Source organism: Bacillus sp. FJAT-53060 (genome assembly GCF_037104745.1).
Lineage (GTDB): Bacteria > Bacillota > Bacilli > Bacillales > Bacillaceae > Bacillus > Bacillus stratosphericus_B.
Map to the genome: position 1 here is coordinate 165,074 of NZ_JBAWSW010000001.1, position 26,980 is coordinate 192,053.

Sequence of the window (26,980 nt, forward strand, 5' to 3'; positions counted from 1 at the left end):
CTCTCCTATTTCGTAAGTTCTGTTTGATGACATAAAAAAGCAGGTGAACAAGGCTGCTCACCGCTATTTTTGTTGTTCCTCTTTATAATCACAATTCACACATTGAACTTGAACGCCTTTTTTCAGCTTTTTCTCTAAAAGCATATTTTCGCATTTTGGACACTTTCTTTCAATTGGTTTGTCCCAAGAAACGAATTCACACTCTGGAAAACGATCACAGCCATAAAAAATCCGGCGTTTCTTTGATTTTCTTTCAACGATGTTTCCTTCATGACATGTTGGGCATTTGACACCGATATCTTTAACGATTGGTTTTGTGTTCCGGCAATCTGGAAAATTAGAGCAAGCCATGAACTTACCGTATCTCCCCATTTTGTAAACCATCGGATGACCACACTCTTCACAATCAACCCCGGCGTATTCGGGTTCAATTTCTACTTCTTGCATCTCTGCTTCAGCTTTTTCTACCCGTTTTGCAAAGTCCTGATAGAAGCTGTCGATAATACGAACCCATTCAATCGTACCTTCTTCAACGCTATCAAGTTCTTTTTCCATTTTCGCCGTGAATTCAACGTTAATGATTTCAGGGAAGAATTCAATAATTAAGTTGAGTACAATTTCTCCAAGCTCTGTTGGGGTAAATCGTTTGTTATCAAGTGCGACATAGCCGCGCTTTTGAATCGTATCTAAAGTTGGTGCATATGTAGATGGACGGCCTATACCAAGCTCTTCAAGCGTTTTAACAAGCCTGGCCTCTGTGTAGCGAGGAGGTGGCTGCGTGAAGTGCTGTTCAGGTTCGATATCTTTTGAAAGAACTGTGTCACCCTCTTTTAGATCAGGAAGCATTTTGTCCTTTTCTTCTAGCTGGTCGTCCTTTCCTTCCACATATACCTTCATAAACCCAGGAAATTTCACCTTACTCCCATTTGCACGGAAAGTAAGACCGTTATTTTCAAGATCCACACTCATTGTATCAAGAACAGCTGGTGCCATTTGGCTTGCCACAAATCGTTCCCAAATCAATTTATACAGACGAAGCTGATCTCTACTTAGCACGTGTTTAACATTTGTTGGTTTTCTTAGCGTAGAAGTCGGTCGAATGGCTTCGTGAGCATCTTGTGCCTTTTCATTCTTTTTGGCAGTTCGTTTTGTTGTATTCAAGAAATTCTTACCGTACGTCTGATCAATGAAAGCAGATACTTCTTCAATTGCTGTATTTGAAATACGCGTTGAGTCCGTTCTCATATATGTAATGAGTCCTACTGTTCCTTCTTTACCAAGATCAATTCCTTCATATAATTGCTGTGCAATCATCATGGTCTTTTTCGCACGGAAGTTTAGTTTTCTTGCAGCCTCTTGCTGTAAGGTGGATGTCGTAAATGGAACAGCCGGATTGCGTTTACGCTCTTTCTTCGTGACTTTTTCTACAGAGAATTTGCTTCCCTTTAGTTTCGAAAGGATTTCTTTTACATCTTCTTTTGTTTTCAGTGGGTGTTTTTTGCCATTGACACCAAAGAAACTAGCCTCGAAAGATTCCTTCCCTTTTAAGAACTTACCATCAATTGTCCAGTATTCCTCTGGTTTGAATTCATTAATTTCTTTCTCGCGATCAATTATCAAGCGGAGTGCAACAGATTGAACACGCCCAGCACTTAATCCCTTTTTGACTTTTTTCCATAAAATTGGGCTGATTTTATACCCAACAAGACGATCTAAAATCCGTCTTGCCTGCTGCGCATCAACCAAGTCCATATTGATCATACGTGGATGCTTAAAAGAATCTTTAATCGCATCCTTTGTAATCTCGTTAAAAACAACCCGGCAATCTGAAGAGAGATCAAGGTCAAGGCTGTGTGCTAAATGCCACGCAATCGCTTCTCCCTCTCTATCGGGGTCAGCTGCGAGATAGACTTTCTTTGCTTTTTTCGCCGCTGTTTTTAATTCCTTTAAAACTGGACCTTTTCCGCGAATCGTAATGTATCTCGGTTCAAAGTCATGCTCAGTGTCAACACCTAGCTGACTTTTCGGTAAATCCCTCACATGCCCCATTGAAGCCTTTACTTTATACTTTTTTCCTAAATAACGCTCTATCGTTTTCGCCTTTGCTGGCGACTCAACGATGACTAAATAATCAGCCATACTCAAAATCCCCCTTAAGAGGTGTTCTCTCTTTATCCATTTCAAAATTCATATTATATGTTAATTGCACGTATCTAAAAGGCAATCGTTTAAAAATTCTCTATGATGAATATTATTATAAACACGAAAAACAAAGTGTAAACTTAAATCCTCACTATTATTAAATATTCCTATGTCTTTTGTCAAACGATATTTTTATGAGAGTTCAGTATAATGAATGCCATGAAAGGAGAATTCCTCTAAAATATCATTTGTCGAATGAACAAGCTTTGCTCCCTCCTGAATGAGTCTTGCAGGACCTGTGGAATTAGGATCAAAGATTGATCCTGCAACAGCAAACACTTCTTTTCCTTGCTCAAGTGCTTGGTATGCTGTAATCAGAGAACCGCTCTTTTCTTTGCACTGGATCACGATGGTTCCTTTTGTTAGTGCACTAATCAAACGATTTCTCATGGGAAAGTGCCACTTTTCTGGTTTGATATAAGGCGGGTGCTCTGACAAAAGCAAATGATGCTCTCCCATGTATTGAGCCATTTGCACATGTTCCTTTGGATATACATGCTGAAAGCCACCAGCCACAATACCAATGGTTTTCCCTTGTTTTCTGATGCACTCCTTGTGTGCAAGTCCATCGATTCCTTTTGCCAACCCACTGACAATCATCCAGTTTTCCTTTACAAGTTCACCAACAAATTTCTTCACACATGCTTCTCCGTATGACGATGGCACACGCGTACCTACTACACCTAAACTTTTTTCTTCATTTAAATATGATATGTTTCCTTTTAGAAATAACACGGGGGGTGGATCATAAATGGTTTTAAGTGTGCTGGGATATAAGGGTGATGTGATGGGAATCATGTGAATGTTTTGCTTTAAATAGGCTTGAACGATGTGTTGAAAAATGGGGAATTCATTTTCTTCAGCTTGTTTTAAGCGGATAAAATCGATCGTTTGTAAGGATCGATCCTGTGTGAAATGATGTGTTTCTTCATTTATATATAATTCAGGATCGACCTTCCACCATTTTGTTAACAAAGAGGGTGAGATGAGGCCTTTTAAGCGGTGAAAAATCATTCTTTCGGACACGTTGTACATACCATTCCTCCAATTTAAGATAGAAAGAAGAAGACTTGTCAAAAAACAAGTCTTCTTGTGTCATTAATGCGTTTTACAAGCTTCGAAGAGATTTTTCTCCTTTAACACTTTAATTAAGGTTTCTCCCATGACAGATGGTGTCTCTGCCACTTCAATTCCACATTCACGCATTGTTTTTACTTTTTCATCAGCTGTTCCTTTACCACCAGAAATAATGGCACCAGCATGTCCCATACGTTTTCCTGGAGGCGCCGTCTTACCGCCAATAAAGCCAACAACTGGTTTGGTCATATTTGCTTTCACCCATTCAGCTGCTTCTTCTTCAGCCGTACCGCCAATTTCACCAATCATAATGACAGCGTGCGTATCAGGATCTTCATTAAAGGCCTTTAATACATCAATAAAGTTCGTCCCGTTTACTGGGTCTCCACCGATTCCTACAGCTGTCGATTGTCCAATGCCAGCCTCTGAAAGCTGATGTACCGCTTCATATGTAAGCGTTCCAGAGCGTGAAACAACACCAACATGGCCTTTTTTATGAATGTAGCCAGGCATAATGCCAATCTTACATTCTTCAGGTGTAATCACACCAGGGCAGTTTGGCCCAATAAGTCTTGTCTTCTTGCCTTCCATATACCGTTTTACTTTAACCATATCAAGAACTGGAATATGTTCAGTAATACAAATGACAAGATCCACTTCTGCATCCACTGCCTCTAAAATGGCATCTGCTGCAAATGGTGCAGGTACATAGATAACAGAAGCGTTTGCTCCCGTTGTCTGTACTGCTTCAGATACAGTATTAAATACAGGAACTCCTTCTACTTCAGTTCCACCTTTTCCAGGTGTGACACCGCCAACAATATTTGTTCCATAATCAATCATTTGTTTTGTATGGAACAATGCGGTTGAACCGGTAATTCCCTGAACAATTACTCTCGTATTTTTATTAATAAATACACTCATTTAGGTCCCCTGCCTTTCTGCTCTACTTGACTAAAGATACAATCTTTTCTGCCCCGTCAGCCATAGACTCAGCAGAAGTGATATTTAAGCCTGAATCACTCAGGATTTTCTTCCCTAATTCAACGTTCGTTCCTTCAAGACGTACAACGAGCGGTAATGTTAAGCCGACTTGTTTTGTCGCTTCAACAACACCTTCTGCAATAACATCACATTTCATGATGCCGCCAAAAATGTTTACGAAAATCCCTTTCACATTTTGATCTGATAAGATGATTTTAAATGCTTCCGTTACTTTTTCAGCAGTTGCGCCGCCGCCAACATCTAAGAAGTTCGCAGGGTCTCCCCCGTAATGTTTGATGATATCCATCGTAGACATCGCAAGACCTGCTCCATTGACCATACAGCCAATATTGCCATCTAGAGAAATGTAACTTAGATCATATTTAGATGCTTCAATTTCTTTTGGATCCTCTTCATCAAGATCACGGTATTCTAGAATATCTTTTTGTCTATATAAGGCGTTGCTATCAAAGTTTAATTTTGCATCAAGTGCCATGACTTTACCATCGCCTGTTACAACAAGTGGATTGATCTCAGCAATTGAACAGTCTTTTTCAATAAACGCATTGTAAAGACTTGTCATAAACTTAACAGCTTGGCCAACTAATTTTGTTGGAATATTAATTTTAAACGCGACTTCTCTTGCCTGATAGGCTTGAAGACCAATCGCTGGGTCGATAACCACTTTCACGATTTTTTCTGGCGTTTTTTCTGCTACTTCTTCAATTTCTGTACCGCCTTCTTCAGAAGCCATTAAGACAATTCTTGATGTCGCTCTATCCAAAACAAGTCCAACATAGTACTCCTTTTGAATATCACAGCCTTCTTCAATAAGTAAGCGTTTTATTTCACGCCCTTCAGGCCCTGTTTGATGTGTGACAAGTGTCTTGCCGAGTAATTCCTCTGCAAACCCTTTCACCTCATCTTTTGTTTTTGCAATTTTTACCCCACCTGCTTTACCACGGCCGCCTGCATGAATCTGTGCTTTTACGACATAAACAGAGCTTCCTAGCTCTTCTGATGCTTTGACTGCTTCATCAGATGTAAATGCTACTTTACCATTTGGAACTGAAACCCCATATTTTCTTAGGATTTCTTTTCCTTGGTACTCATGGATATTCATTTTCCATCCTCCCAACATAAGTAGAAACAAAAATTATAAAATAGACTGCGTTTTCATTTTAAAGAATAAAAAAGAGAATGTCTAGGGTTCTATGTAAAATCGCAAAATCCTTCTAAACATCCAAACTTTTATTTTATTAAAAATATAAAATTTTTCAGCAAAATCTCTATTTTTTCATATTTTGATCTAACTTATAGATAAACGAAAATATTTCTGCTACAGTATCGTATAACGCTTCTGGTATTTCCTCATCAAGTGTTAAGTACCGCATAAGCTCTACTAAATTAGGGTCTTCTTGGATGGGAACTCCTGATTTTTTTGCTTCTTCAATAATATGATCAGCCACATAGCCGCTTCCTGTCGCGATGACTTTTGGCGCCTTTTGTTTTTCTTCATCGTAATGTAGAGCGACCGCTCTTCTAAGGGGTTTTGAATCCTTCATACTCGTAAGTCCAGCCCTTCCTCGCTGATTTTATGAAAGTGTTCATCTAGAAATTGAGACAGGTTTATTGGCTCTTGTCTCTTCTTTGCTATAATACCCGTTAAACTATATCCTAGGATATTTAAGTTCTCTCGAACAGCTGGAATCATTGGATTAATCGCCCCTTGCAGTTCATAGGCGGTCTCGACTGTAATCGCCATGACCTTTTGCTGAATCGTACAGTCTATTAATGTTTCTTCAAGATTTTCCATGTTTAAGTAAAACATTAAACGACACTGAGAAATATCAATCGATCCATCTTTTTTCTTGTGTCCTTTTAGAATAAAGGTTAAATCTTGCACACTATGTTTTGAGAAAAGAGGATAAGAGACCATCATTTGACTAACCGTTTGGTTTTCTTGCTGCACAAATAACTGTCCATTTAATCTATGAAACAATTGATCCACTTCTTTTTTTACGTGCTCTGGTAAATCAGCCTGCCTCACATCATTTAAGACGTGCTTTAATTGTTGAAGCTCCTGACTTTTCACATCTTTGCTCGCTTTTTCCAGTAGTTTGAGCATACCGATTTCATCGCGTACACCTATCGCCTTTTTCATCGTCATGAGTAAATCAAGCACGTCTGTTTTATTGCTAAATGTTGGTTCAGTCTGCTGAATGACCTGAGCGAATGCGTTTGCCTCTGTTTTTGAAAGGAACGGAAATTTTTTTTGAAGCACGGATGCCTTTGCATCAGACTGAGATCCTACCTGCTGGAGCCCTTGAATAAGTGATGCGAACTGCTTTACATCTGGCTGCTGATGTTCATCTGGACCTTGATTTGTCATACTTGTCAATATCCGCTCTATTTGCTGAAGCGGGACACTTAGCTGCTTTGGATTTAGCGACTGCTGGTTGGCTGGATCTGTCTGCCGCCCTTGGACAATTGAGTCTTCGTTATTCCCTGTTTGCTGAGACGGATTAAGATTAGGCATTGCTGGCACACTGCCTCCTTGCTTCACTTGGCCTTCTTTCGCTGCTAGAAGCACCGATAAGAGCTTTTCTGCATGGACGTTAGCCTCTGCGTCTATTACAGACAGAATAGCTTGTGTAAGGGCTTGTGTGGCACCTGAGTGCTTCGGGAGTTGTGTTAATCGATCTAGCAGCGTTGTCATATCCTGATGAAGAGCAGAAGATGATTTTACTGCTAATATTGACTGGAGCACCCCTTGCTGAATCGGCAAATCTTTTTTTAAGGCAAATAGGAGTGCCTGCAGTCCTTTTTTGACATCAACTCCTTGAAGCTGTTCGATCCATTTCACTGCAGTTTTCAACTCTGTTTCGTTGATGACCGATTTTTCTTTTAAGAAGGCTGTAGCTGTTAGCATTATTTCAAGCCCATTTTTAAGTGACAGACCTTCTAATAATTTGGCTGCTGCATCCTTTAGCGTCTTGGGGTCTTGATCAAATTGTTGAACGGGCCTAAGTTTATTGAGGCTGCCTCCACCTACTTGTTCAAATTGGAACCAATAGAATGCATCTGCCTTTAGCTGAGCCGCTATCTGGGCTTTTATTTTAGTCGAGCCTATTTGAACAAGCGCTGTATCATCTCCAAGCATTTTGAGTACTTTGCCGAGAATTAACCGGTGCACATTTTCCTTACCTTCAGTATTTAGCGGAACAGATTCTGCTGTATTTAATCGGCTGTTCAGTGCTGTATGTATGTCTTCAACTCTTGTCATCCCAGGTAGCCTCCTTGTATCAAAAATTTATGAAATAACGGATTTAACTGGTGCAAACGATAATCGATGAATGGGGGTAGCACCATGTTTTTGAATAGCTGTCAGGTGATCTTTGGTCCCGTATCCTTTATGCTTTTCAAATTGATACTTAGGATACTGGCGTCCGTATTCTTCCATCATCTGATCTCTTGTCACCTTTGCAATACATGCACCAGCTGCAATGGATGCACTTTTTGCATCTCCTTTGATGATATTCTTCTGGTAAGTAGGAAGCGGGAGCGTCATCGCATCTATGAGTAGATAATCAGGTATATGAGTTAACTGCTCCACAGCTCTCACCATTGCCAATCTTGAAGCTTCGTAAATATTGATTTCATCAATCGTAGCCGCATCAACAATGCCGATTCCGACATCAAGTGCTTCCTCTTGAATCAGATCATAATAGGCCAACCTTTTTTTCTCAGATAATTGCTTTGAATCGTTTAAACCAAGCAGAACAGTCTCTTCTTTTAATATGACAGCTGCTGCGACAACTGGGCCTGCCAGCGGTCCTCTTCCTGCTTCATCTATACCAGCAATACACGTGTATCCCTGCGCCTTTGCTTGGTGTTCAAATTGCAGCATTTGATTCCATGCTGCATGTAGTTCTTGCTGCTTTTTTCTCTCTTTTCGCCACTTTTCGATGAGCTTTTGGACACTTTTTCTTGTATCATCTTTCACAAGCTCACGAATGTATGACTCGTCCTGGGCGTGCTCTTCTATGAGTTCTTTCATTCGTTTTACGGTGTACATCGACTTTTCGGCAGCCTCCTTTTTTATATCGGCAGTTTTTCACAAAAAATAAAGACCCGCATTGAGCTGCGTGTCTTTTAGCTTTCAGGCTTCTCGAAAGTGAGGGGACCAAATTTTTCAGTTCGGATATCCCGAATAATGATTTCGGTGGTTTTGTCGTAATTAATGAATCCTCCACTCATCAAACAGCCACGCTTTGTACCAATTGCATCAAACAGCTCAACCGTATCCTCAGGTATTTCTTTTAAGTCATAGCGTTTTTTTAATCGCTCTGGATAGTGCTCTTCTAGAAAACGCAGTGCATACACGGCGACATCCTGTAAGTTGATGATTGAGTCTTTGATTGCTCCAGTTACCGCTAACCGGAGTCCTACTTGCTCATCTTCAAATTTCGGCCAGAGGATTCCAGGGGTATCGAGCAGTTCAAGTTCTTTCCCCACCTTCACCCATTGCTGTGAAGTGGTAATACCAGGTCGATCTCCTGTTTTGGCGATGTTTTTCTTTGCTAATCGATTGATCAAAGTCGATTTTCCGACATTAGGAATTCCGATAATCAACGCTCGAATCGCGCGCGGCTTGACGCCTTTTGCTTCCATACGATCGAATTTTTCTTTTAAGATTTCTTTTGAAGTCGTGATGATCTGATTTAACCCTTGTCCATCGACAGAGTTAATGGCAAGTGACTTAACGCCTTGCTCTTCAAAATGAGTCTGCCACTCTTTTGTCATACGAGGATCTGCTTTGTCTGCTTTGTTTAAGAGCATGATTTTGTGTTTGTTTTGAAGGATTTCTTCGATCATTGGGTTTCTAGAGGACATCGGAATTCTTGCATCCGTTAATTCAAATACGATGTCGATGAGCTTTAATTTTTCTGTGACTTCTCGCCTTGCTTTTGCCATATGGCCTGGAAACCATTGGATCGTCATATGTGCCCCTTCTCTCTTCTATCGGTTGTCTCTATACATTGTACAAAAAAGAGCCTGTTACAGGTAACAAGCTCTTTCCTTTGATATCATTATCGTCTAATTTCTTTGATACGAGCCGCTTTACCGCGAAGTTCACGTAGGTAGTAAAGTTTTGCACGACGTACCTTACCGTGACGTACAACTTCGATCTTAGCGATTTTTGGTGTGTGTACAGGAAATGTACGCTCAACGCCTACACCGTAAGAAATCTTACGAACTGTGAAAGTTTCACTGATTCCACCACCACGACGCTTAATTACAACACCTTCAAAGATCTGAATACGCTCACGAGTACCCTCGACAACTTTAACGTGTACACGTAAAGTGTCACCAGGACGGAACGCAGGAAGATCAGTGCGTAATTGTTCTTTTGTGATTTCTTCAATTAAATGTTGCATCGTTTTCAACTCCTTCCAACAGATGCTCATGCCTCTTTCTTCACTGCAGCGGAACATCGTTTTCAAACTTGAATCGGCAAGCCGTCCAAGCCACAAGTAGTATCATACCACACCTCTATGCAGTGTGCAATACAATCTAGTCATTATGAAGCTGCCAAAGCCATCTTTTTTCTTCTTCCGTTAATGTTTTGCATGAATCAATCAAATCAGGACGTCTTGTATAGGTTCGCATCAAGGATTCTTTGCGCCGCCACTCTTCTATTTTGGCATGATTTCCAGAGAGCAGTACATCCGGCACTTTCAGTCCTTTATAATCAGCTGGTCTTGTATAGTGCGGGTGTTCAAGCAGACCTGTACTAAATGAATCTTCGATATGAGACGATTCTTTTCCAAGCACATGAGGCAAAAGCCTTACCACACTGTCTGCAATCATCATCGCCGGCAGCTCTCCGCCTGTGAGAACAAAATCTCCGATTGAGATTTCATCTGTGACAAGATGCTCCCTGATGCGCTCATCGTAGCCTTCATAGTGGCCGCAAATGAACATGAGATGTTCTTCTTTTGCAAGCTCTTCTGCTTTTTTTTGTGTATACCGCTCCCCTTGGGGACAGACAAGAATGATTCGGGGCTTCTTGCTCGCTTTCTTCGTCAAATCTTCTACCGCATCAAATACAGGCTGTGCTTTCAGTACCATGCCAGCACCGCCTCCATACGGATAGTCATCCACTGTCTTATGCTTATGATCCGAATACTCCCTAAAATTGACAACATCAAATGAGACGGCTTCTTTCTCCTGAGCTTTTTTTAAGATCGATGAGTGAAGCACCCCTTCAAACATTTCAGGGAATAGCGTTAAAAAGTCGATTTTCATTCGTCAATGAGCCCTTCCATCACTTCAATGTGTACTGTTTTGGATGAGATATCGATCTTTTTGACGACAGATGGAATATAAGGGATGAGGGCATCTTTTTTGCTTTTTCTTTCAACCACCCAGACATCATTTGCCCCTGGGGTTAAAATCTCTTTAATATGACCGATTAGTTTGTCCTGTTCATCATACACATTACAGCCAATGATTTCGTGAAAATAAAATTCCCCTTCATCTAATGAACTAAGATGTTCTTTTTCTACTTTTAAGATTGATTCTTTTAGTTGCTCTGCTTCATTTAATGAGCCCACTTCTTCAAATGTGAGCAAATCAAACTGTTTGTGCTGTCTATGTGATGCTACAGTGACCTTCAGCGGCTCCCTTTGACCTTGTTTAAAAATATAGAGGACGCTTCCTTTTTTGTAGCGTTCTTCTGGAAAATCGGTCTTTGACACAACGCGAACTTCACCACGCACACCATGTGTATTGACAACCTTTCCGACATTCAACCAATCTAGCTCCATGTTCTCAATCACCCCTGACGTATTTCAACGATGATGCCGTCTTTGACAACGATGACATTATCTTGCATTTTGTCATCCCATTTATCACCTATTTTCACTTCAACCAGTGCATCCACTTCTGTTTCTTTCATTTCACTTCCAAGAGGCAAAATATGTAGCTGCTCTACTTGAAAATCAATTTGTCTGATCTTCTCTTGCCTTTTATCAATGGCTTTTTGAAATTGAGGGATGGCCTCTTGCTGATGTGACTCTTTTTCGTGTTTCTTTAATTGAAAATAAAGTTGATTGCATTCACGTTCTAGTCTTTCTTTTTTCTCCAAAAAAGTCGTTAACAGTTTGTCCTTACTGCTTTCAGTTAATACTTGCATGACGGTGACATGTTGAATGATCTGCATCTTCCTTTTTGTCCCCCTATCCGAAGGCATTTGTCCTCTACAATATAACGAAAAATAGATTTGAACGTGTAAAAAAGGGGAGGTTCTATGCCCTCTCCCTTTTTAATCAGCAATCTCAAGTTGAACTTTCTTAGAAGACTCTGCACCTGCTGCAAAAATGACTGTTCGTATCGCTTTTGCTGTACGCCCCTGCTTTCCGATCACTTTTCCGGTATCTTTGGCATTGACAGACAGTGTATATATCACCTGCTCATCTTTTTCTAATGAAGAAACGTGAATATCTTCTGGGAAATCAACAAGTGGCTCAACGATGGACACAATCAATTCTTCCAAGGACAGCTTATTCATTATTTGCTGTTTTTCGCATTATGAAATTTTTCAAGAATTCCTTGGCTTGAGAAAAGGTTACGGACTGTATCAGATGGTTTCGCACCATTTTGAAGCCATTTAAGCGCTAATTCTTCGTTGATTTTCACCTCAGCTGGTGATACCACTGGGTTGTAAGTTCCAACTGTTTCGATGAAACGACCGTCACGTGGTGAACGAGAATCTGCTACAACAATACGATAGAAAGGAGATTTTTTTGCTCCCATACGTTTTAAACGAATTTTTACTGCCATTTTACTAGCACCTCCGAGAATATTTCAACAAAATAGTATATTAACAATGATAAAAGGGTTTGTAAAGTGTTTTTTCTTAACAACAGTTTTATCATGTATAACCAATTACATAAATGGTAATTTAAAACCTTTTTTCTTTCCTTTGGACATGTTGGTCATTTGCTTCATCATCTTTTTCATTTCGTCAAATTGCTTTAAAAGGCGATTGACTTCCTGTACTGATGTTCCGCTTCCCTTTGCAATCCTTTTTCTTCTGCTTGCATTAATGACCTCTGGCTGTTCTTTTTCTTCGGTCGTCATTGATTTAATGATCGCTTCGATATGATTGAGCTGCTTTTCGTCTACTTGAACGTTTTTGAGCCCTTTCATTTTACCAGCTCCCGGCATCATTTGGATCAGTTCATCAAGTGGACCCATATTGCGAACTTGGCCAAGCTGCTCGAGGAAATCATCAAGCGTGAAGCTCATTGTCCGCATTTTTTTTTCAAGCTCTTTTGCCTTATCTTGGTCTACGTTTGCCTGTGCTTTTTCAATAAGCGTGAGCACATCTCCCATGCCAAGAATTCTTGACGCCATCCGCTCTGGGTGGAATGGTTCAAGAGCATCAAGCTTTTCTCCTAGTGCAGCAAATTTAATCGGCGTATTTGTAACAGCTCGAATCGAAAGTGCTGCCCCGCCTCTTGTATCACCGTCTAGTTTCGTTAGAACAACACCTGTTAAGCCAAGCTGTTCGTTAAAGCTTTTTGCTACATTGACAGCATCTTGACCTGTCATGGAGTCAACAACAAGGAAAATTTCTTCTGGATTTGCTACTTCTTTTACTTTCTGTAGCTCATCCATCAATTCATGATCGATATGAAGACGTCCCGCTGTATCTAAAATCACATAATCGTGGTGTTCTTCTTTCGCTTTTTCAATCGCCTGTTTGGCAATTTCAACTGGGCTTACTTGATCACCTAACGAAAACACTGGCATATCAAGCTGTTTCCCAAGCGTTTGAAGCTGCTGGATAGCTGCTGGTCTGTAAATATCTGCAGCCACCATCATCGGTTTACGATTATGTTTTTTGCGAAGTAAATTGGCAAGCTTCCCAGTGGTGGTCGTTTTACCTGCCCCTTGAAGACCCACCATCATAATGACTGTTGGAGATTTTTTCGCCACGGCGATTTTACTTTCTTCTCCACCCATTAATTCAGTGAGTTCTTCTTTTACAACTTTAATGACCTGCTGTCCAGGGGTAAGGCTTTTCATGACCTCTTGTCCAGCTGCCCGCTCGCTTACTTTTTTCACAAAGTCTTTGACTACTTTAAAATTGACGTCAGCTTCAAGAAGGGCAAGGCGTACCTCGCGCATCATTTCTTTTACATCTTGCTCTGACACTTTTCCTTTGCCGCGGATTTTTGAAATCGTCTGCTGCAGTCGGTCGGCTAATCCTTCAAATGCCATACTGTGCCGCCTCCTAATCTAATTTCTCAAGCGATTCAATTAAAGCTTCTGCTTTTTCCTTTTGCGTGGAATCTGCTACAAGCTCTCTCATTTTTTTGAGAAGTTCTTTACGCTCTTTAAATTTCTTAAATAAGAGCAGCTTTTCTTCATATTGTTCAAGCATCGCTTCAGTCCGTTTAATATTATCATAAACAGCCTGTCTTGATACCTCATATTCATCCGCAATTTCACCGAGGGAAAAATCGTCTAGGTAGTAAAGCGACATGTAGCTCTTTTGCTTTGCGGTCAACAACGATTGATAGAAGTCAAACAAGTAGTTCATTCTCGTTGTCTTTTCAAGCGTCATGGGCTCTCTCCCCTTTGTTAAGTTCATTCCCTTTACAACTACTAAGTTTACACGGTTCTTATCTATGTGTCAAGTTTTTATCTTGTCAGTTCATGAGACAGCATGTAAATAAAAATGCCAGCAACTTAGCCTGCATTTTTTGTTAGTCTTCTTTATCAATGACATCTGAAAATAAACCGTACACATACGATTCAGCATCGAACTCTTGTAGGTCGTCAACCTTTTCACCTAAACCGACGAGCTTCACGGGGATGTTGAGTTCATTTCTAATCGCAAGAACAATCCCGCCTTTTGCAGTGCCGTCAAGCTTTGTTAAAGCGATCCCTGTCACATTTGTGGCTTTGGAGAATTCCTTTGCTTGTGCCATGGAGTTTTGTCCCGTCGTCGCATCAAGAGCAAGGAGTACTTCGTGCGGTGCATCTGGGGCTTCGCGCTCAATGACTCTCTTGACCTTTTCCAGTTCTTTCATCAAATTGACTTTGTTTTGAAGTCTTCCTGCAGTATCACAGATGAGGACATCCGCTTTTTTCGCTTTAGCTGATTGAACGGCATCATAGATGACCGCTGCTGGATCAGAGCCTGCTGTTTGTTTGACGACAGGAACGCCAGAGCGCTCTCCCCATACTTCAAGCTGCTCAATCGCCCCAGCACGGAACGTATCACCTGCTGCTAAAATAACGGATTTCCCTTCATTTTTCAGCTTGTTTGCCAGCTTACCAATTGTCGTGGTTTTCCCAACACCGTTGACGCCGACAAATAAAATGATATTTAAACGGCCGTTTTTGATATTCAGCTCAGAGATTTGTTCCTCTCCGCTATTGTAAATTTCAACAAGTTTTTCGGAGATGACCGCCTGTACTTCACTTGGATCTTGAATATTTCTTAATTTCACTTCTTTTTTCAGCTCATCAATCAGTTCCATCACAGTTGTGAAACCGACATCAGCACCGATTAAAACTTCTTCTAGTTCTTCAAAAAAGTCTTCATCGACCTTACGGTAGCGAGAAATTAGGTCGTTTACTTTCCCTTGAAATGAGTTTCTCGTTTTTTCAAGTCCATCTTTAAACTTTTCTGATACTGAATCGGTTTGCTGCGTAAATTTTTCTTTTAATTTCTTAAAAAAGCTCATTGGTTCAAAAACCTCCTTTAATTACTGAACAAGCTCTTTCGTTTCCTCTAATTTGACGGATACAAGTTTGGAGACACCTGATTCCTGCATTGTGACACCATACAAGACGTCTGCTTCTTCCATTGTTCCTTTACGGTGAGTAATGACAATGAACTGCGTTTCTTGGCTGTATTTCTTTAAATATTGTGCAAAGCGGAAGACATTGGCTTCATCAAGCGCTGCTTCTACCTCATCTAACACACAGAATGGAACAGGTCTGACTTTTAAGATAGAGAATAGTAAAGCGATCGCTGTTAATGCCCTCTCTCCGCCTGAAAGCAGGCTTAGGTTTTGCAGTTTTTTCCCTGGCGGCTGTGCAACAATATCGACTCCAGAGTTTAATAAATCGTTTGAATCTGTCAGCTTAAGGTCTGCTCTTCCCCCGCCAAATAATGCTTGGAAAACCGATTCAAAATGCCCACGGATTTGAGAGAATGTCTCAGAGAAGCGCTTTGTCATCTCTTGATCCATTTCTTCGATGACTTGGAATAACGTATTTTTCGCTTCTGTCAAATCATTTCGCTGTTCTGTTAAGAAGAGGTAACGTTCATTCACGCGTTCATACTCATCAATACTGCCTAAGTTCACTGTTCCAAGCTCTTCAATGGCTAGTTTGATCAGTTTCACTCGTTTTCTTGCTTCATCTGGTGTTAAGGTCAGATGATACATTTCTTTTGCTCCTTCAAACGAAAGCGCGTATTCTTCATTTAAATAGGCGATGAGGTTATCGAGCTCGACCTCCATTCGGCCCAGCTTAACCTCTTCATCTTTTAGGATTGTGGTGATCTGCTTGTAAAGTCTTTTTTGCTCTTTGAGTTCACGTTCAGCAAATTCTAATGTTTCAGAAAGTGACAGACGCTGTTTACGGCGCTCTGAAATGAGCGCTGTCGTTTTATTTTTATTTTCCAGCTTCTCTTTTGCAGCTTCTTCTAGCTGTTCTGCTCCGCTTGAGCTAGATGACATTTCACTTGTTAAAAGGGACAGATCTTCTTTTGTTTCCACCATCGTCTTTTCAGCCTCTTTTAATTCAGCCGTTAAGCTGGAAAGCTTTTCTTGTTCATTTGCTAAAGACTGCTCTTTTTTGGCAAGGGAGATTTTCAGCTCTGTTAATTTGGCAGAAATGGTTTCTTTCGTTGAGCTTTGGGTCTGCTTACGCTTGGTTAACGTGTTGATCTCTTCATCAAGAGACGTCAACTTCTCACCTATAGAAGCTTCAAGGGTTACCTGCTCTTTGTCCTTGCTCGCAAGTTCAGTAGAACGCTGCTGCAATTCTTCTTTTTCTTGATCATAGAGCTCGAGATGAGAATTAATATTTTTTTCTGCTACTTGCAATTCATATAGTTTCCCTTTCATCTCTTGCTGCTTTTCTCGAAGCGTTTCGCCGCGCTGACGCAACTCATTTAATTGGGTTTCGCTTGCTGCAATTGATTGCTTCGTTTCTTTTGTTTCTTTTTCAAGGATCGTTGTTTTTTCTTCCATTTCAAGGAGCTGCTTTGTTAATGTTTCGATCTCTCGGTTTCTTGAGAGGAGGGAGTTGTTCTTTTTTTTCACGTCGCCCCCAGTCATTGAACCACCTGGGTTAACGACATCTCCATCAAGGGTCACGATGCGATAACGATGTCCGAGCATTTTCGCCAGCTCATTTGCGCCTTTTAAGTCTCTGACGATAAGGACCGTTCCAAGCAAGCTTTGAATGACCTTTTGATACTTTTCATCAAAGGAAACGAGATGACTCGCTACGCCGATAAATGCAGCATGCTGCTCAGCTATTTGGACATCTCTAAACTGAATGGTTCTTTCTTTGATCACGTTTATTGGCAGGAAGGTAGCACGTCCAAAGGATTGCTGCTTTAAGTATCCAATGGCCTGTCTGGCTGCTGCTTCATGTTCAGTAACTATGTGCTGCGTGGCTCCACCTAGCGCAATTTCAATCGCTGTCTCGTGCTGTTGATCGGTTTGAATCAGCTCTGCAATGGCACCGTGAATACCGCCTAACCGATCCTTTGCCTTTAAGACCTCTTTGACTCCTTGGAAAAAGCCGGAGAAGTCTTCCTGCATTGATTCAAGCATCTCTTTTTTTGATTTTGCTTGCTGTACATATTGATAGGCTTGGTAAAGAGCCGTTTCTTTTTTCTCGTATTGACGTTTTATTTGCTCAAGCTTTTGTTCAGCCTCTTTAAATCGTTTCACCTGAGCCAAAATATCTTCTTCCAGTTTTGAAAGCTGCTTCTCAGCTTCCGTCTTCTTCTTTTTGACAGACACACGTTCTTCTATGTGTTTCTGGTTATTTTGCGTCAGACGCTGTAGCTGCATGGCCGCTTGGCGCTGCTGCTCTTCTAGAAATTTACGTTCATTGCGGATTGAAGCCTGCTCATTGAGTAGATCAAAATAGTCACTTTTCAGCTGTTCAATTTGACCTTCTACATCTTCACTATGAAGCGAAAGTTGATGCTGTCTTGTTTTCACTTCTTCTTTTAGCTGCTGCACTTCTTTTTGTAGGCTGTCCCGTGTGATTTTCTGTTGGGCAATCTTTTCGGTTAATAGTGCCTGCTTTTCGGTTAAACGAACGAGCGCTTCTTCCAACTGACTTTGGTTTGCTGTTGCATTTTTTTTTCGTTCTTTTAGAACTTCTTTTTTCCCTTCAAGCTTTTCTAATTCCTCACTTGTGAAAAGCAGAACTTCTTGCAGGTCATGTATCGATTCATCAAGCGCCTGAATTCGGTCTCTGGATTCCTCGTTTTTGGCTTCTTTTGCTTGAATGTCTGTGGACTGCTTCATTTCATCTTGTTTGAATCGCTCGACAGCTTCGCCTAGTGTTGTCCATTTTTCGTGAAGTACTTCGATATCATAGACAGTTAAAGCAATTTCTACATGTTCAAGCTCTTCTTTTTTTTGTAAATAGTCCTTTGCAATCGATGCTTGCATCCTTAATGGTTCTACTTGATCTTCTAATTCATGCAGAATATCTTCCACCCGGTTTAAGTTGTCCTGCGTTTCAATTAGTTTATTCTCGGCTTTTTTCTTTCTTGTTTTATATTTCAAGACACCTGCCGCTTCTTCAAAGATACTTCTTCTTTCTTCTGCCTTACTCGATAGAATCTCCTCTACCTTCCCTTGACTGATGATAGAAAAAGCTTCCTTGCCAAGGCCTGAATCCATGAAAAGATCGATAATATCCTTTAAGCGAACAGATTGATTGTTTATGAGAAATTCACTTTCTCCTGAACGATACACCCTTCTTGTCACACTGACTTCGTGAAAATCGATCGGTAAAAAGTGATCTTCATTATCTAACGTTAATGTCACCTCTGCTAAGTTGACTCTTTTTCTTGAGTCACTTCCTGCAAAAATGATGTCTTCCATTTTTCCTCCGCGGAGGCTTTTTGCTGATTGTTCTCCAAGTACCCAGCGGATGGCATCGGTAATATTACTTTTGCCACTTCCGTTTGGTCCAACAACAGAGGTGACACCTTTCACAAAGTCCACGGTCACTCGCTGTGCAAAAGATTTGAATCCTATCACGTCTAAGCGTTTGAGGAACATGAGAGTGATCCTCCTTATGTATTTAAAGTACTATCATCTTACCATATGAAGTGAGAAAAGATGATAGAAAACAGAGTGAAATCCCCCTGATTGACGAGGGGGATTTTATTGGTTCATATGATGTTTCTGCAATCTAGCAAGTGCTTCCTGTGCAGCGTGCTGTTCTGCTTCTTTTTTAGAGCGGCCGTTTCCAATTCCGAGCACTTCTCCGTGAATGGATACATTTGCTTCAAATTCCCTGTTATGTGCTGGTCCTTTTTCATGCAGGATTCGGTATTCTAGCACACCTTTTCCATCGCGCTGAACAAATTCTTGAAGTTGGCTTTTAAAATCCATCACATGTGAGAAGGCTCCGTCGTTAATTTTCGGATACACATAGGCTTCTAAGAATTGTTCAACAGGCTCCAGCCCCTGATCTAAATAAAGTGCTCCGATAAACGCCTCGAATACGTCAGCTAAAAGTGCTGGCCGCTTTCTACCACCTGTCATTTCTTCACCTTTTCCTAAAAGAACAAGGTCTCCGAAGGACAGCTCATGTGCTAGTGACACAAGTGACGGTTCACACACGATCGCCGCTCTCAGTTTTGTTAAATCTCCCTCGCTCATCGCTGGATATTTCGCAAATAAGAACTGGGAGATGGTCAATTCCAAAACAGCATCTCCTAAAAATTCAAGTCTTTCATTGTCCTCGTAAGGTTTTTTTCGGTGCTCATTCACATAAGAGGAATGTGTAAAGGCTTGATAGAGAAGTTTTTCATTTTTAAAGTGTACTGAAATGCGATGCTGGAATTCTCTAAATTGCTCTAGTTTCTTGCTCTGTTTTTGTTTGTCTTTATAGTGTTTTGGCATAGCAACCTCCAGGTAGGCTTAATTGCCTTTAAGGATACTGATTATATGGAGTCTCTCTTTCTACATGCAAGGAAACATTGCTCCCAGCATCTGAAAAAGGCTGACAATTGATCAGCTGAATGTGTTGAAACTAACATAAATTTTCAAAGTCCCGTCATGATAGTAGACGGGACTTTGTTACGCTTATTGCTGGCTATTTATGTAGTTCACAGCGTCACCGACTGTTGCAATTTTTTCAGCATCTTCGTCAGAAATTTCCATATCGAACTCATCTTCCAGTTCCATAACTAGCTCAACTACATCAAGGGAATCAGCGCCTAAATCTTCTTTAAATGAAGCTTCCATTTTCACGTCAGCCTCATCAACGCCAAGGCGGTCTACAATAATTTTTGATACACGCTCTAATACGTCTGCCATTGCCTTTCACCTCCCCTCAAAGTATTATAGTTGATTCGTTTTTAAAAAACTAGAGAAAACATAACGAAATTTTGATATTTCTTAGGACATGACCATTCCGCCATCTACTTGGATGGTTTGGCCTGTCATATAACCTGATCCCTCTGAAGCTAAAAAGACAACGACGTTGCTAATATCTTCTGGTGCACCAAAGCGTGCGAGCGGGATTTGCTTTAACATTTCTGATTGTACATTGTCATCAAGCTTGTCTGTCATATCTGTCGAAATAAAGCCGGGTGCTACTGCATTGACTGTAATATGACGGCTTGCCAGCTCTTTTGCAGTTGTTTTCGTTAAACCAATAACGCCAGCTTTTGCTGCGACGTAGTTCGCTTGTCCAGGATTTCCGCATACGCCGACCACTGATGCCAAGTTGATGATTCTTCCGCTTCGCTGCTTCATCATTTGGCGTGTCACGGCTTTTGTACAGTTAAAGACACCCTTTAAGTTTATGTTAATGACATCATCCCATTCATTTTCTTTCATTCTCATGAGCAGGTTATCCTTTGTAATACCAGCATTATTCACAAGAATGTCGATTGAACCAAATGTATCAATCGTTTGTTTCATTAATGCTTGTACTTCTTCAGCATTCGAGACATCAGCTTTGACAGCAAAAGCCTGTTGACCAAGTGCTTTGATTTCATCCACTACTTCATTTGCTTTCACTTCGTTTCCTGAATAGTTCACCACCACATTTGCACCATTTTTCGCTAAATCAATCGCAATGGAGCGGCCAATTCCGCGTGATGCACCTGTTACAATGGCTGTTTTATTTGTAAGCATCAAGAATCCCCCTTCAATGTTTGAATTGCTGCTTCAATTGTTTCTTGATCTGAAACGGAAATAGTCGTCAGACGGCGATTGACCTTCTTCACAAGTCCTGAAAGCACTTTGACAGGTCCAATTTCAATAAACGTTGTCACACCTAAATCGATAAGGCGTTCCACACTTTCTTCAAAACGAACTGGAGAATACAGTTGTTCAATGAGCTTTGTCTCAATTTCATCACGAGATGTCACGATGTCTGCTGTTACGTTTGAAATAACTGGCGTCTCGGCATCTGAAATGTCTAATTTTGATAAAACGTCTGTGAATTTTTCAGCCGCAGGTTTCATTAATGCAGAATGGAAAGGCCCGCTCACTTCAAGTGGAATCGCACGTTTTGCGCCCTTTTCTTTCGCTTTCTCTGATGCAAGTTCTACACCTTTTGCTGTACCAGAGATCACGATTTGACCAAAACAGTTTAAGTTAGCGAGTTCTACAAGATGACCGCTTCCTGTCACTTCTTTTGTCACTTCTAAAAGTGCCGCTTGGTCTAAGCCGAGAATCGCTGCCATAGCGCCTTCTCCTGCTGGAACGGCTTCATTCATTAATTCGCCGCGTTTTTTTACTGCATAAACGGCATCTTTAAACGAAAGAGCGCCTGCTGCAACAAGAGCTGTATATTCACCAAGACTGTGTCCTGCTGCATAATCTGCTTTGATTCCGCTCTCTTCAAATTTCTTTAAGATGGCGATGCTTGTCGTTAAAAGAGCTGGCTGCGCATTATATGTCAGCGTCAGTTCTTCTGCATCTCCTTCAAAAATCATAGAAGATAAATCAAAACCGAGGGTCTTGTCTGCTTCTTCAAACACAGCTTTAGATGCTGCTTCTTGGTCAAATAAATCTTTCCCCATGCCAATTTTTTGAGAGCCTTGGCCAGGGAATAAAAATGCGATTTTACTCATGCTGCTCTACCTCCATTAAGACTCATTCGTGTTTTCTTTTTGAACTTCTTGATAAATGATGGCTGAAACGTCTTTTTCAACGATATCGCGTGCCTGACGAATTGCATGGAAGATGGCATTTTCATCAGAGGAGCCATGCGCTTTAATGACAGGTGCTTTTAAACCAAATAAAGCGGCACCGCCATATTCGGAGTAATCCATTTTTGATTTCATCTGCATTAATTTCGGCTTCATCATGCCTGCTGCTATTTTTGCTGTGAAGCTGGATGTTAATGTTTCTTTCAGCATTTTAAATATGGAAAGGGCTGTGCCTTCAATCGTTTTAAGGACGATATTCCCTGTAAAACCATCTGTTACTACGACATCAGCTACACCTTCTAATAAGTCACGAGACTCGACATTTCCTACAAAATTTAAATCTGATGCTTTTAGTAATTCAAAGGTTTTTTTTGTTAAATCGTTGCCTTTTTTATCTTCTGTCCCTACATTTAAAAGTCCAACGCGCGGATTACTTTTCGGAAAGACACGCTCTACGTATATAGATCCCATCTCGGCATATTGCACAAGATGTTCGGGTTTGGCATCGACATTTGCGCCGACATCTAGCAGTAAGAATCCGCTGCCATCAAGTGTTGGCAAAGTTGGTGCAAGTGCTGGCCTGTCAATTCCATCGATTCTGCCTACGATAAACAGTCCTGCTGTCATAAGAGCTCCTGTATTTCCAGCTGAAATGCAGGCATCCGCTCTTCCTTCGCAAACTTCTCGCGCCATTTTCACCATGGATGAATCCTTTTTGCGTCTGACTGCTCGTACTGGCTCATCTGTCGGTTCAATGATTTCTTTGGCATCTAAAATCGTGATGCGCTCATGATTTGTTATGTATGGTTTGATTTTGTTTTCATCGCCGACAAGTGTAATGTCGATATCTGAAAATGCTACTAAGCTTTTTTGCACACCGTCAATAATGGCTTTAGGGGAATGATCTCCCCCCATTGCATCGACTGCAATTCTCATGTTATGTGCCACCTTTTACTTTTGTTTTGAGCGATACATGACGAAGTCACCTGAGAAGACAACTTCCTCACCCACATAGCTGTTTACTGCAACTACGGTTCTGCCTTTTTCTTTATTATGTGAGGCTACTTTGGCTTTTGAGACAACTCTTTCGCCTTGTTTGACCTGCCTTGTGAACTTGATATTCGCTTTTGCTGTTAAAGCCAGTTCATCGTCGATGACGGCAACTGCAAGCGAATTTGCCTGGGCAAAAAGATGATGTCCCCTGGCAATTTGGTTACGGCTAAATACATGTTCTTTTCTCACTTCAAAAATCGAAATGGCTTGATCATCAAGCTCTACATCAATCATTTCTCCAATCACCTCATCCAGCGGAAGTGACTTTACTTCATCCCCTAATGTCTTTTCGGCAACATGCTTAATTCTTTCGCGTAATTCAGGGATTGACAGCTCCAAACGATCAAGACGAACCGTTTGAATGCTTACACCGAATTTACCTGCCAATTCTTCATCAGTAATGAACGGAGTCGAGCTGATCGTTTGCTGGAGAAGCCTTTGACGTTCTTTTTTATTTAGTTTCATATGCAGACACCATCCGTACATTTATGACTAGGTACTAATAGTAGTATATAATCTCATAGATGATAAATCAATCCTTGTTTCAAAAAGACAAGAAAATTCCTCCAGCTCTTGATCAGCTTAATTTCTCTCCGCCTAGGACACCGCTATCTACTAGCATCTGCCGAAGTTCTTTGTATTCAGGCTCTGTCCAAAAGGAGTCAGATTGCACAAGGTCTGCCGCATCTTTTCTAGCGGTTTCAAGCGCTCTATAGTCATGGACCATATCTGCCACTTTAAATTCAGGCATTCCACTTTGCTTTTTGCCAAAGAAATCGCCAGGCCCTCGAAGTTCTAAGTCCTTTTCAGACAGCTCAAAGCCATCGGTTGTTTCGGACATGATCCGCATCCGCTCTTTCCCCGTCTCTGATTTCGGATCAGCCATTAAAATACAAAATGACTGATGCTCCCCGCGTCCGACTCGGCCTCTTAGCTGATGAAGCTGAGACAGTCCGAAGCGGTCCGCATCATAAATGACCATAATGGTGGCATTCGGCACGTTTACCCCAACTTCAACGACTGTAGTCGAAACGAGAATTTGGACTTCATTTGCGGTAAAGGCTCTCATCACCTGATCTTTTTCATCATTAGCGAGTTTCCCGTGCATTAAGCCAATCGACCATTTTCCGGGATACGCCTCCGTCAACATGTTATAAACATCAATCGCATTTTGAACATCCAGCTTGTCTGATTCTTCAATAAGCGGACAAATAATATACGCCTGTCTTCCCTTTCTCAGCTCTTTATCCACAAAAACAAGAATCCTCTCGAGCATGTCATGCTTCACCCAATACGTTTCGATTTGCTTTCGTCCGGCTGGCAATTCATCAATGACAGATACGTCCATTTCTCCAAATACAGTAATTGCGAGTGTTCTTGGAATTGGTGTTGCGGTCATAAACAAGACGTCTGGATCCTGCCCTTTACTTCTCAGTTTTTTTCGTTGTTCCACACCAAACCGGTGCTGTTCATCTGTGATAACAAGACCGAGCTGCTGAAATTCTACTTCATCTTGAATAAGAGCATGCGTCCCGACTAATACATCAATCTCGCCCTTCTTTAAACGTTCCAGCAATTCTCTGCGGTGCTTTCCTTTCACAGAACTAGTCAATAGAGCAATGTTCAAATCCCATTTTTCAAACAGCTGGTAAAGTGAATCTGCATGCTGCTCTGCCAAAATTTCTGTTGGCACCATCAGTGCACCTTGAAAACCGGATAAATGAGCGGCATAAAGCGCAATGGCGGCAACCGCGGTTTTCCCCGATCCAACATCTCCTTGGAGCAGCCGGTTCATGCGATACGGCGACACCATATCGGACATAATTTCATCAAGAACTCTTGATTGTGCTTTTGTGAGCGGGAAAGGCAGGTTATGAACAAATTCAAAGACAGCCTCTTTTGAAAATGGATGCTGGATGCCTGATGTTTTTTCTCGTTCTTTCTTTCTAATCGCCTGCATCTTCAGCTGAAAAATCAGAAATTCCTCGTAAACGAAGCGGCGTCTGGCTTGCTTGAGCGAGTCTCTTGTTTCAGGGAGATGAATGGTCTTTAATGCGTCTTGATAGGACATGAGTTTATAGGCAGATACAAGCTCCTTTGGCAGTGGTTCTTCGGCTTTGTCTACATAAAGTGACAGAGCTTGCTTTACAAAGCGTCTCATCATCTTCACTGTCACATTTTCTTTTACAGAATAGATAGGTTCTATGCTGCCATCTTGTTCGCGCGTGCCTTTTTTAAATTCCTGTACCATAATGGATTGACGGTTTTTATCCCATTTTCCTGTTATTGATACTGTATCACCTAAAACAAGACTCCGTTTTAAATAGGGGCGATTGAAGCATATGGCTGTAATCAAAAAACGACCGACAAGCAGCCTGAATGTCAGCCTGCTTCGTTTTTTTCCATAATAGGTGAGAACGGGCTCACTGTGCACTTTGCCTTCAACTGTGACACGTTCGTCATTCCTTACTTCTTCTAAGTTTCTAAGCTCATAGTCATCATATCGATAAGGAAAGTAGCCGAGTAAATCGGATACTGTATGGATTCCAAGTTCGTTTAATGTTTTTTCTGTTTCTTCTCCAATCCCTTTTAGGACAGAGACATTATCTTTCAGTTTCTGTATCACGAGATGAGGTCACACCTCCGAAAATCTTCTTTTCAAGCTCTCTTGCTGTCGGTGTTGCAGCGAGTCCGCCTTGCGCTGTCTCACGAAGAGCTGTTGGCATCGTTTGACCAATTTTATACATGGCATCAATGACCTCATCACATGGAATACGGCTTGTAATGCCGGCAAGTGCCATATCTGCTGCAATCATTGCATTTGAGGCACCCATTGCGTTTCGTTTCACACATGGCACCTCGACAAGTCCTGCTACTGGATCGCAAACAAGACCAAGCATATTTTTCAGTGTAATGGCCATTGCTTCAGCCGATTGCTGCGGCGTGCCGCCTGCCATTTCTACAATCGCTGCTGCTGCCATACCTGATGCTGAGCCTACCTCTGCCTGACAGCCGCCTGCTGCACCAGAGATACTTGCGTTATTTGCCACAACAAAACCAAATGCGCCAGAAGTAAATAAGAATCTAACCATTTGTTCCTTTGTTGGCTTTAATGTTTCTTTTACTGCAAACAGCGTTCCTGGCACAACACCTGCTGAGCCTGCTGTAGGTGTTGCACAGATGGTACCCATCGCTGCATTGACCTCGTTTGTGGCAACTGCCTTACTGACAGCATCTAAGATGGTATGACCAGACAATGTTTTGCCTGATGCGATATATGCTTGAAGTTTTACGGCATCTCCGCCTGTTAAACCTGATAATGATTTGACACCTTTTAGTCCGTTTTCAACCGCCTGCTCCATCACTTCTAAATTGCGATACATCTGCGAGAAAATCTCTTCGCATGACTTCCCTGTCACTTCCATTTCTTGTGAAATCATAATTTCTGAAATGGAGGTATTCCGTTCTTCTGTAAGCTGCACGAGTTCTTTGACGTTTTTAAACATCATACATAACCTCCTTGTTGTTACTCTGCAATTTGTGTGACTTGAATAATGTTAGGCAGCGTTTCAAGCTCTAAAAGGACATTAGGGTCAATATTTTGGTCCACTTCAATTGTCATCAATGCCTCTTGCCCGACATCTTTACGCGCCACTTCCATATGACCGATGTTAATAGCGAATTTTGCTAATACATTGGCGACTGCCGCAATCGTTCCGTAGCGATCGTTATGAACCACAAGAATGGCAGGGTGGTTTCCTGAAAGTCTGAGTTCAAAGCCATTTAATTCTGTGATTTCAATTTTACCTCCACCGATGGAAATCCCGATTAATTCAAGCTTTCCGTTCGCATCTGAAATCTCTACTTTTGCTGTATTCGGATGCGCTGGTACTGCATCTTCTTCTTTAAATTCGATGTCAATTTCCTTACTTTTTGCAATATCAATCGCTGTTTTGATTCGTTCATCAAATGTATCAAAGTCAAGAACACCCCCTATAATGGCTACATCTGTACCGTGCCCTTTATACGTATCTTTAAAAGAACCATAAAATGAAACGACAATTCGTTTCGGTTCTCTTCCGAATAAGCTACGAGCCACTCTTCCTATACGAGCCGCACCCGCTGTGTGCGAACTTGATGGACCAATCATAACGGGTCCAATAATATCAAACACACTTCTAAATTTCATAGGTCTTCCCC

General features: G+C 41.3%; 27 protein-coding genes. All 27 read right to left on the bottom strand.

The features are described from left to right. Positions 1–63: 63 nt before the first annotated feature. Complete coding sequence (gene topA / locus WAX46_RS00925) at positions 64–2,139, bottom strand: type I DNA topoisomerase (RefSeq protein WP_336493209.1); 2,076 nt, start codon at positions 2,137–2,139, stop codon at positions 64–66. Positions 2,140–2,334: 195 nt separating this feature from the next. Then, complete coding sequence (gene dprA, locus WAX46_RS00930; RefSeq protein WP_336493210.1) at positions 2,335–3,237, bottom strand: DNA-processing protein DprA; 903 nt, start codon at positions 3,235–3,237, stop codon at positions 2,335–2,337. Positions 3,238–3,300: 63 nt separating this feature from the next. Further along, on the bottom strand, positions 3,301–4,203 hold the full coding sequence (sucD, locus tag WAX46_RS00935) for a succinate--CoA ligase subunit alpha (protein ID WP_336493211.1): 903 nt from the start codon (positions 4,201–4,203) through the stop codon (positions 3,301–3,303). A 22-nt stretch (positions 4,204–4,225) separates the two neighbouring features. Beyond that, positions 4,226–5,386, bottom strand: a complete 1,161-nt coding sequence (gene sucC / locus WAX46_RS00940) for an ADP-forming succinate--CoA ligase subunit beta (protein ID WP_336493212.1) — start codon at positions 5,384–5,386, stop codon at positions 4,226–4,228. A gap of 166 nt (positions 5,387–5,552) precedes the next feature. Next, positions 5,553–5,828 (bottom strand): FlhB-like flagellar biosynthesis protein, encoded by a 276-nt coding sequence (locus WAX46_RS00945; RefSeq protein WP_226566425.1) that lies wholly within the window; start codon positions 5,826–5,828, stop codon positions 5,553–5,555. Continuing rightward, positions 5,825–7,549 (bottom strand): glycosyltransferase, encoded by a 1,725-nt coding sequence (locus tag WAX46_RS00950; RefSeq protein WP_336493213.1) that lies wholly within the window; start codon positions 7,547–7,549, stop codon positions 5,825–5,827. Before WAX46_RS00950 ends, WAX46_RS00945 begins: the two co-directional genes overlap by 4 nt. A 27-nt stretch (positions 7,550–7,576) precedes the next feature. Beyond that, positions 7,577–8,341 (bottom strand): ribonuclease HII, encoded by a 765-nt coding sequence (locus tag WAX46_RS00955; RefSeq protein WP_336493214.1) that lies wholly within the window; start codon positions 8,339–8,341, stop codon positions 7,577–7,579. A 77-nt stretch (positions 8,342–8,418) separates the two neighbouring features. Further along, a complete protein-coding gene (ylqF, locus tag WAX46_RS00960; protein ID WP_336493215.1) occupies positions 8,419–9,267 on the bottom strand; it encodes a ribosome biogenesis GTPase YlqF in 849 nt (282 codons plus the stop codon). Between the two features lie 89 nt (positions 9,268–9,356). After that, entirely contained in the window at positions 9,357–9,704 is a 348-nt protein-coding gene (gene rplS / locus WAX46_RS00965) for a 50S ribosomal protein L19 (protein ID WP_008354510.1), read from the bottom strand. 136 nt (positions 9,705–9,840) lie between these two features. Beyond that, positions 9,841–10,575, bottom strand: a complete 735-nt coding sequence (gene trmD / locus WAX46_RS00970) for a tRNA (guanosine(37)-N1)-methyltransferase TrmD (RefSeq protein ID WP_226566428.1) — start codon at positions 10,573–10,575, stop codon at positions 9,841–9,843. Further along, positions 10,572–11,096 (bottom strand): ribosome maturation factor RimM, encoded by a 525-nt coding sequence (gene rimM / locus WAX46_RS00975; RefSeq protein ID WP_226566429.1) that lies wholly within the window; start codon positions 11,094–11,096, stop codon positions 10,572–10,574. The genes trmD and rimM overlap by 4 nt, the downstream gene beginning before the upstream one ends. Before the next feature lie 8 nt (positions 11,097–11,104). Then, complete coding sequence (locus WAX46_RS00980; protein WP_226566430.1) at positions 11,105–11,491, bottom strand: YlqD family protein; 387 nt, start codon at positions 11,489–11,491, stop codon at positions 11,105–11,107. Positions 11,492–11,593: 102 nt separating this feature from the next. Further along, positions 11,594–11,839 carry a KH domain-containing protein gene (locus WAX46_RS00985; RefSeq protein WP_226566431.1) on the bottom strand — a complete coding sequence of 82 codons (246 nt, stop codon included), beginning with the start codon at positions 11,837–11,839 and terminating at the stop codon, positions 11,594–11,596. Further along, a complete protein-coding gene (gene rpsP / locus WAX46_RS00990) occupies positions 11,839–12,111 on the bottom strand; it encodes a 30S ribosomal protein S16 (protein ID WP_008344841.1) in 273 nt (90 codons plus the stop codon). The genes WAX46_RS00985 and rpsP overlap by 1 nt, the downstream gene beginning before the upstream one ends. Before the next feature lie 105 nt (positions 12,112–12,216). Continuing rightward, the gene (gene ffh / locus WAX46_RS00995) at positions 12,217–13,557 is read right to left on the bottom strand and encodes a signal recognition particle protein (RefSeq protein ID WP_226566432.1); all 1,341 of its coding nucleotides are present in this window, start codon (positions 13,555–13,557) and stop codon (positions 12,217–12,219) included. 13 nt (positions 13,558–13,570) lie between these two features. Continuing rightward, the gene (locus tag WAX46_RS01000) at positions 13,571–13,903 is read right to left on the bottom strand and encodes a putative DNA-binding protein (RefSeq protein WP_226566433.1); all 333 of its coding nucleotides are present in this window, start codon (positions 13,901–13,903) and stop codon (positions 13,571–13,573) included. Positions 13,904–14,045: 142 nt separating this feature from the next. After that, positions 14,046–15,032 (bottom strand): signal recognition particle-docking protein FtsY, encoded by a 987-nt coding sequence (ftsY, locus tag WAX46_RS01005; protein ID WP_226566871.1) that lies wholly within the window; start codon positions 15,030–15,032, stop codon positions 14,046–14,048. Between the two features lie 21 nt (positions 15,033–15,053). Then, positions 15,054–18,614, bottom strand: coding sequence for a chromosome segregation protein SMC (smc, locus tag WAX46_RS01010; protein WP_336493216.1), 3,561 nt, complete (start codon positions 18,612–18,614; stop codon positions 15,054–15,056). A 105-nt stretch (positions 18,615–18,719) separates the two neighbouring features. Further along, on the bottom strand, positions 18,720–19,463 hold the full coding sequence (gene rnc, locus WAX46_RS01015) for a ribonuclease III (protein WP_226566873.1): 744 nt from the start codon (positions 19,461–19,463) through the stop codon (positions 18,720–18,722). 183 nt (positions 19,464–19,646) lie between these two features. Next, the gene (acpP, locus tag WAX46_RS01020) at positions 19,647–19,880 is read right to left on the bottom strand and encodes an acyl carrier protein (protein ID WP_003212028.1); all 234 of its coding nucleotides are present in this window, start codon (positions 19,878–19,880) and stop codon (positions 19,647–19,649) included. A gap of 81 nt (positions 19,881–19,961) precedes the next feature. Then, on the bottom strand, positions 19,962–20,705 hold the full coding sequence (fabG, locus tag WAX46_RS01025) for a 3-oxoacyl-[acyl-carrier-protein] reductase (protein ID WP_226566874.1): 744 nt from the start codon (positions 20,703–20,705) through the stop codon (positions 19,962–19,964). Continuing rightward, complete coding sequence (fabD, locus tag WAX46_RS01030; protein ID WP_336493217.1) at positions 20,705–21,649, bottom strand: ACP S-malonyltransferase; 945 nt, start codon at positions 21,647–21,649, stop codon at positions 20,705–20,707. The genes fabG and fabD overlap by 1 nt, the downstream gene beginning before the upstream one ends. 15 nt (positions 21,650–21,664) lie before the next feature. Continuing rightward, positions 21,665–22,663 carry a phosphate acyltransferase PlsX gene (plsX, locus tag WAX46_RS01035; RefSeq protein WP_336493218.1) on the bottom strand — a complete coding sequence of 333 codons (999 nt, stop codon included), beginning with the start codon at positions 22,661–22,663 and terminating at the stop codon, positions 21,665–21,667. A 15-nt stretch (positions 22,664–22,678) separates the two neighbouring features. Then, the gene (fapR, locus tag WAX46_RS01040) at positions 22,679–23,245 is read right to left on the bottom strand and encodes a transcription factor FapR (RefSeq protein ID WP_226566877.1); all 567 of its coding nucleotides are present in this window, start codon (positions 23,243–23,245) and stop codon (positions 22,679–22,681) included. Between the two features lie 112 nt (positions 23,246–23,357). Beyond that, entirely contained in the window at positions 23,358–25,406 is a 2,049-nt protein-coding gene (gene recG, locus WAX46_RS01045) for an ATP-dependent DNA helicase RecG (RefSeq protein WP_226566878.1), read from the bottom strand. Further along, positions 25,384–26,286 (bottom strand): L-serine ammonia-lyase, iron-sulfur-dependent, subunit alpha, encoded by a 903-nt coding sequence (sdaAA, locus tag WAX46_RS01050; protein ID WP_226566966.1) that lies wholly within the window; start codon positions 26,284–26,286, stop codon positions 25,384–25,386. Before sdaAA ends, recG begins: the two co-directional genes overlap by 23 nt. A 20-nt stretch (positions 26,287–26,306) precedes the next feature. Next, positions 26,307–26,969 carry an L-serine ammonia-lyase, iron-sulfur-dependent subunit beta gene (sdaAB, locus tag WAX46_RS01055; RefSeq protein WP_226566879.1) on the bottom strand — a complete coding sequence of 221 codons (663 nt, stop codon included), beginning with the start codon at positions 26,967–26,969 and terminating at the stop codon, positions 26,307–26,309. Between the last annotated feature and the right edge of the window lie 11 nt (positions 26,970–26,980).

What these genes read in the sequence shown, in the direction of transcription:
- topA (WP_336493209.1), bottom strand. Translation starts at nt 2,139, where the DNA reads ATGGCTGATTATTTAGTCATCGTTGAGTCGCCAGCAAAGGCGAAAACG.
- dprA (WP_336493210.1), bottom strand. Translation starts at nt 3,237, where the DNA reads ATGTACAACGTGTCCGAAAGAATGATTTTTCACCGCTTAAAAGGCCTC.
- sucD (WP_336493211.1), bottom strand. Translation starts at nt 4,203, where the DNA reads ATGAGTGTATTTATTAATAAAAATACGAGAGTAATTGTTCAGGGAATT.
- sucC (WP_336493212.1), bottom strand. Translation starts at nt 5,386, where the DNA reads ATGAATATCCATGAGTACCAAGGAAAAGAAATCCTAAGAAAATATGGG.
- WAX46_RS00945 (WP_226566425.1), bottom strand. Translation starts at nt 5,828, where the DNA reads ATGAAGGATTCAAAACCCCTTAGAAGAGCGGTCGCTCTACATTACGAT.
- WAX46_RS00950 (WP_336493213.1), bottom strand. Translation starts at nt 7,549, where the DNA reads ATGACAAGAGTTGAAGACATACATACAGCACTGAACAGCCGATTAAAT.
- WAX46_RS00955 (WP_336493214.1), bottom strand. Translation starts at nt 8,341, where the DNA reads ATGTACACCGTAAAACGAATGAAAGAACTCATAGAAGAGCACGCCCAG.
- ylqF (WP_336493215.1), bottom strand. Translation starts at nt 9,267, where the DNA reads ATGACGATCCAATGGTTTCCAGGCCATATGGCAAAAGCAAGGCGAGAA.
- rplS (WP_008354510.1), bottom strand. Translation starts at nt 9,704, where the DNA reads ATGCAACATTTAATTGAAGAAATCACAAAAGAACAATTACGCACTGAT.
- trmD (WP_226566428.1), bottom strand. Translation starts at nt 10,575, where the DNA reads ATGAAAATCGACTTTTTAACGCTATTCCCTGAAATGTTTGAAGGGGTG.
- rimM (WP_226566429.1), bottom strand. Translation starts at nt 11,096, where the DNA reads ATGGAGCTAGATTGGTTGAATGTCGGAAAGGTTGTCAATACACATGGT.
- WAX46_RS00980 (WP_226566430.1), bottom strand. Translation starts at nt 11,491, where the DNA reads ATGCAGATCATTCAACATGTCACCGTCATGCAAGTATTAACTGAAAGC.
- WAX46_RS00985 (WP_226566431.1), bottom strand. Translation starts at nt 11,839, where the DNA reads ATGAATAAGCTGTCCTTGGAAGAATTGATTGTGTCCATCGTTGAGCCA.
- rpsP (WP_008344841.1), bottom strand. Translation starts at nt 12,111, where the DNA reads ATGGCAGTAAAAATTCGTTTAAAACGTATGGGAGCAAAAAAATCTCCT.
- ffh (WP_226566432.1), bottom strand. Translation starts at nt 13,557, where the DNA reads ATGGCATTTGAAGGATTAGCCGACCGACTGCAGCAGACGATTTCAAAA.
- WAX46_RS01000 (WP_226566433.1), bottom strand. Translation starts at nt 13,903, where the DNA reads ATGACGCTTGAAAAGACAACGAGAATGAACTACTTGTTTGACTTCTAT.
- ftsY (WP_226566871.1), bottom strand. Translation starts at nt 15,032, where the DNA reads ATGAGCTTTTTTAAGAAATTAAAAGAAAAATTTACGCAGCAAACCGAT.
- smc (WP_336493216.1), bottom strand. Translation starts at nt 18,614, where the DNA reads ATGTTCCTCAAACGCTTAGACGTGATAGGATTCAAATCTTTTGCACAG.
- rnc (WP_226566873.1), bottom strand. Translation starts at nt 19,463, where the DNA reads ATGCCAAAACACTATAAAGACAAACAAAAACAGAGCAAGAAACTAGAG.
- acpP (WP_003212028.1), bottom strand. Translation starts at nt 19,880, where the DNA reads ATGGCAGACGTATTAGAGCGTGTATCAAAAATTATTGTAGACCGCCTT.
- fabG (WP_226566874.1), bottom strand. Translation starts at nt 20,705, where the DNA reads ATGCTTACAAATAAAACAGCCATTGTAACAGGTGCATCACGCGGAATT.
- fabD (WP_336493217.1), bottom strand. Translation starts at nt 21,649, where the DNA reads ATGAGTAAAATCGCATTTTTATTCCCTGGCCAAGGCTCTCAAAAAATT.
- plsX (WP_336493218.1), bottom strand. Translation starts at nt 22,663, where the DNA reads ATGAGAATTGCAGTCGATGCAATGGGGGGAGATCATTCCCCTAAAGCC.
- fapR (WP_226566877.1), bottom strand. Translation starts at nt 23,245, where the DNA reads ATGAAACTAAATAAAAAAGAACGTCAAAGGCTTCTCCAGCAAACGATC.
- sdaAA (WP_226566966.1), bottom strand. Translation starts at nt 26,286, where the DNA reads ATGTTTAAAAACGTCAAAGAACTCGTGCAGCTTACAGAAGAACGGAAT.
- sdaAB (WP_226566879.1), bottom strand. Translation starts at nt 26,969, where the DNA reads ATGAAATTTAGAAGTGTGTTTGATATTATTGGACCCGTTATGATTGGT.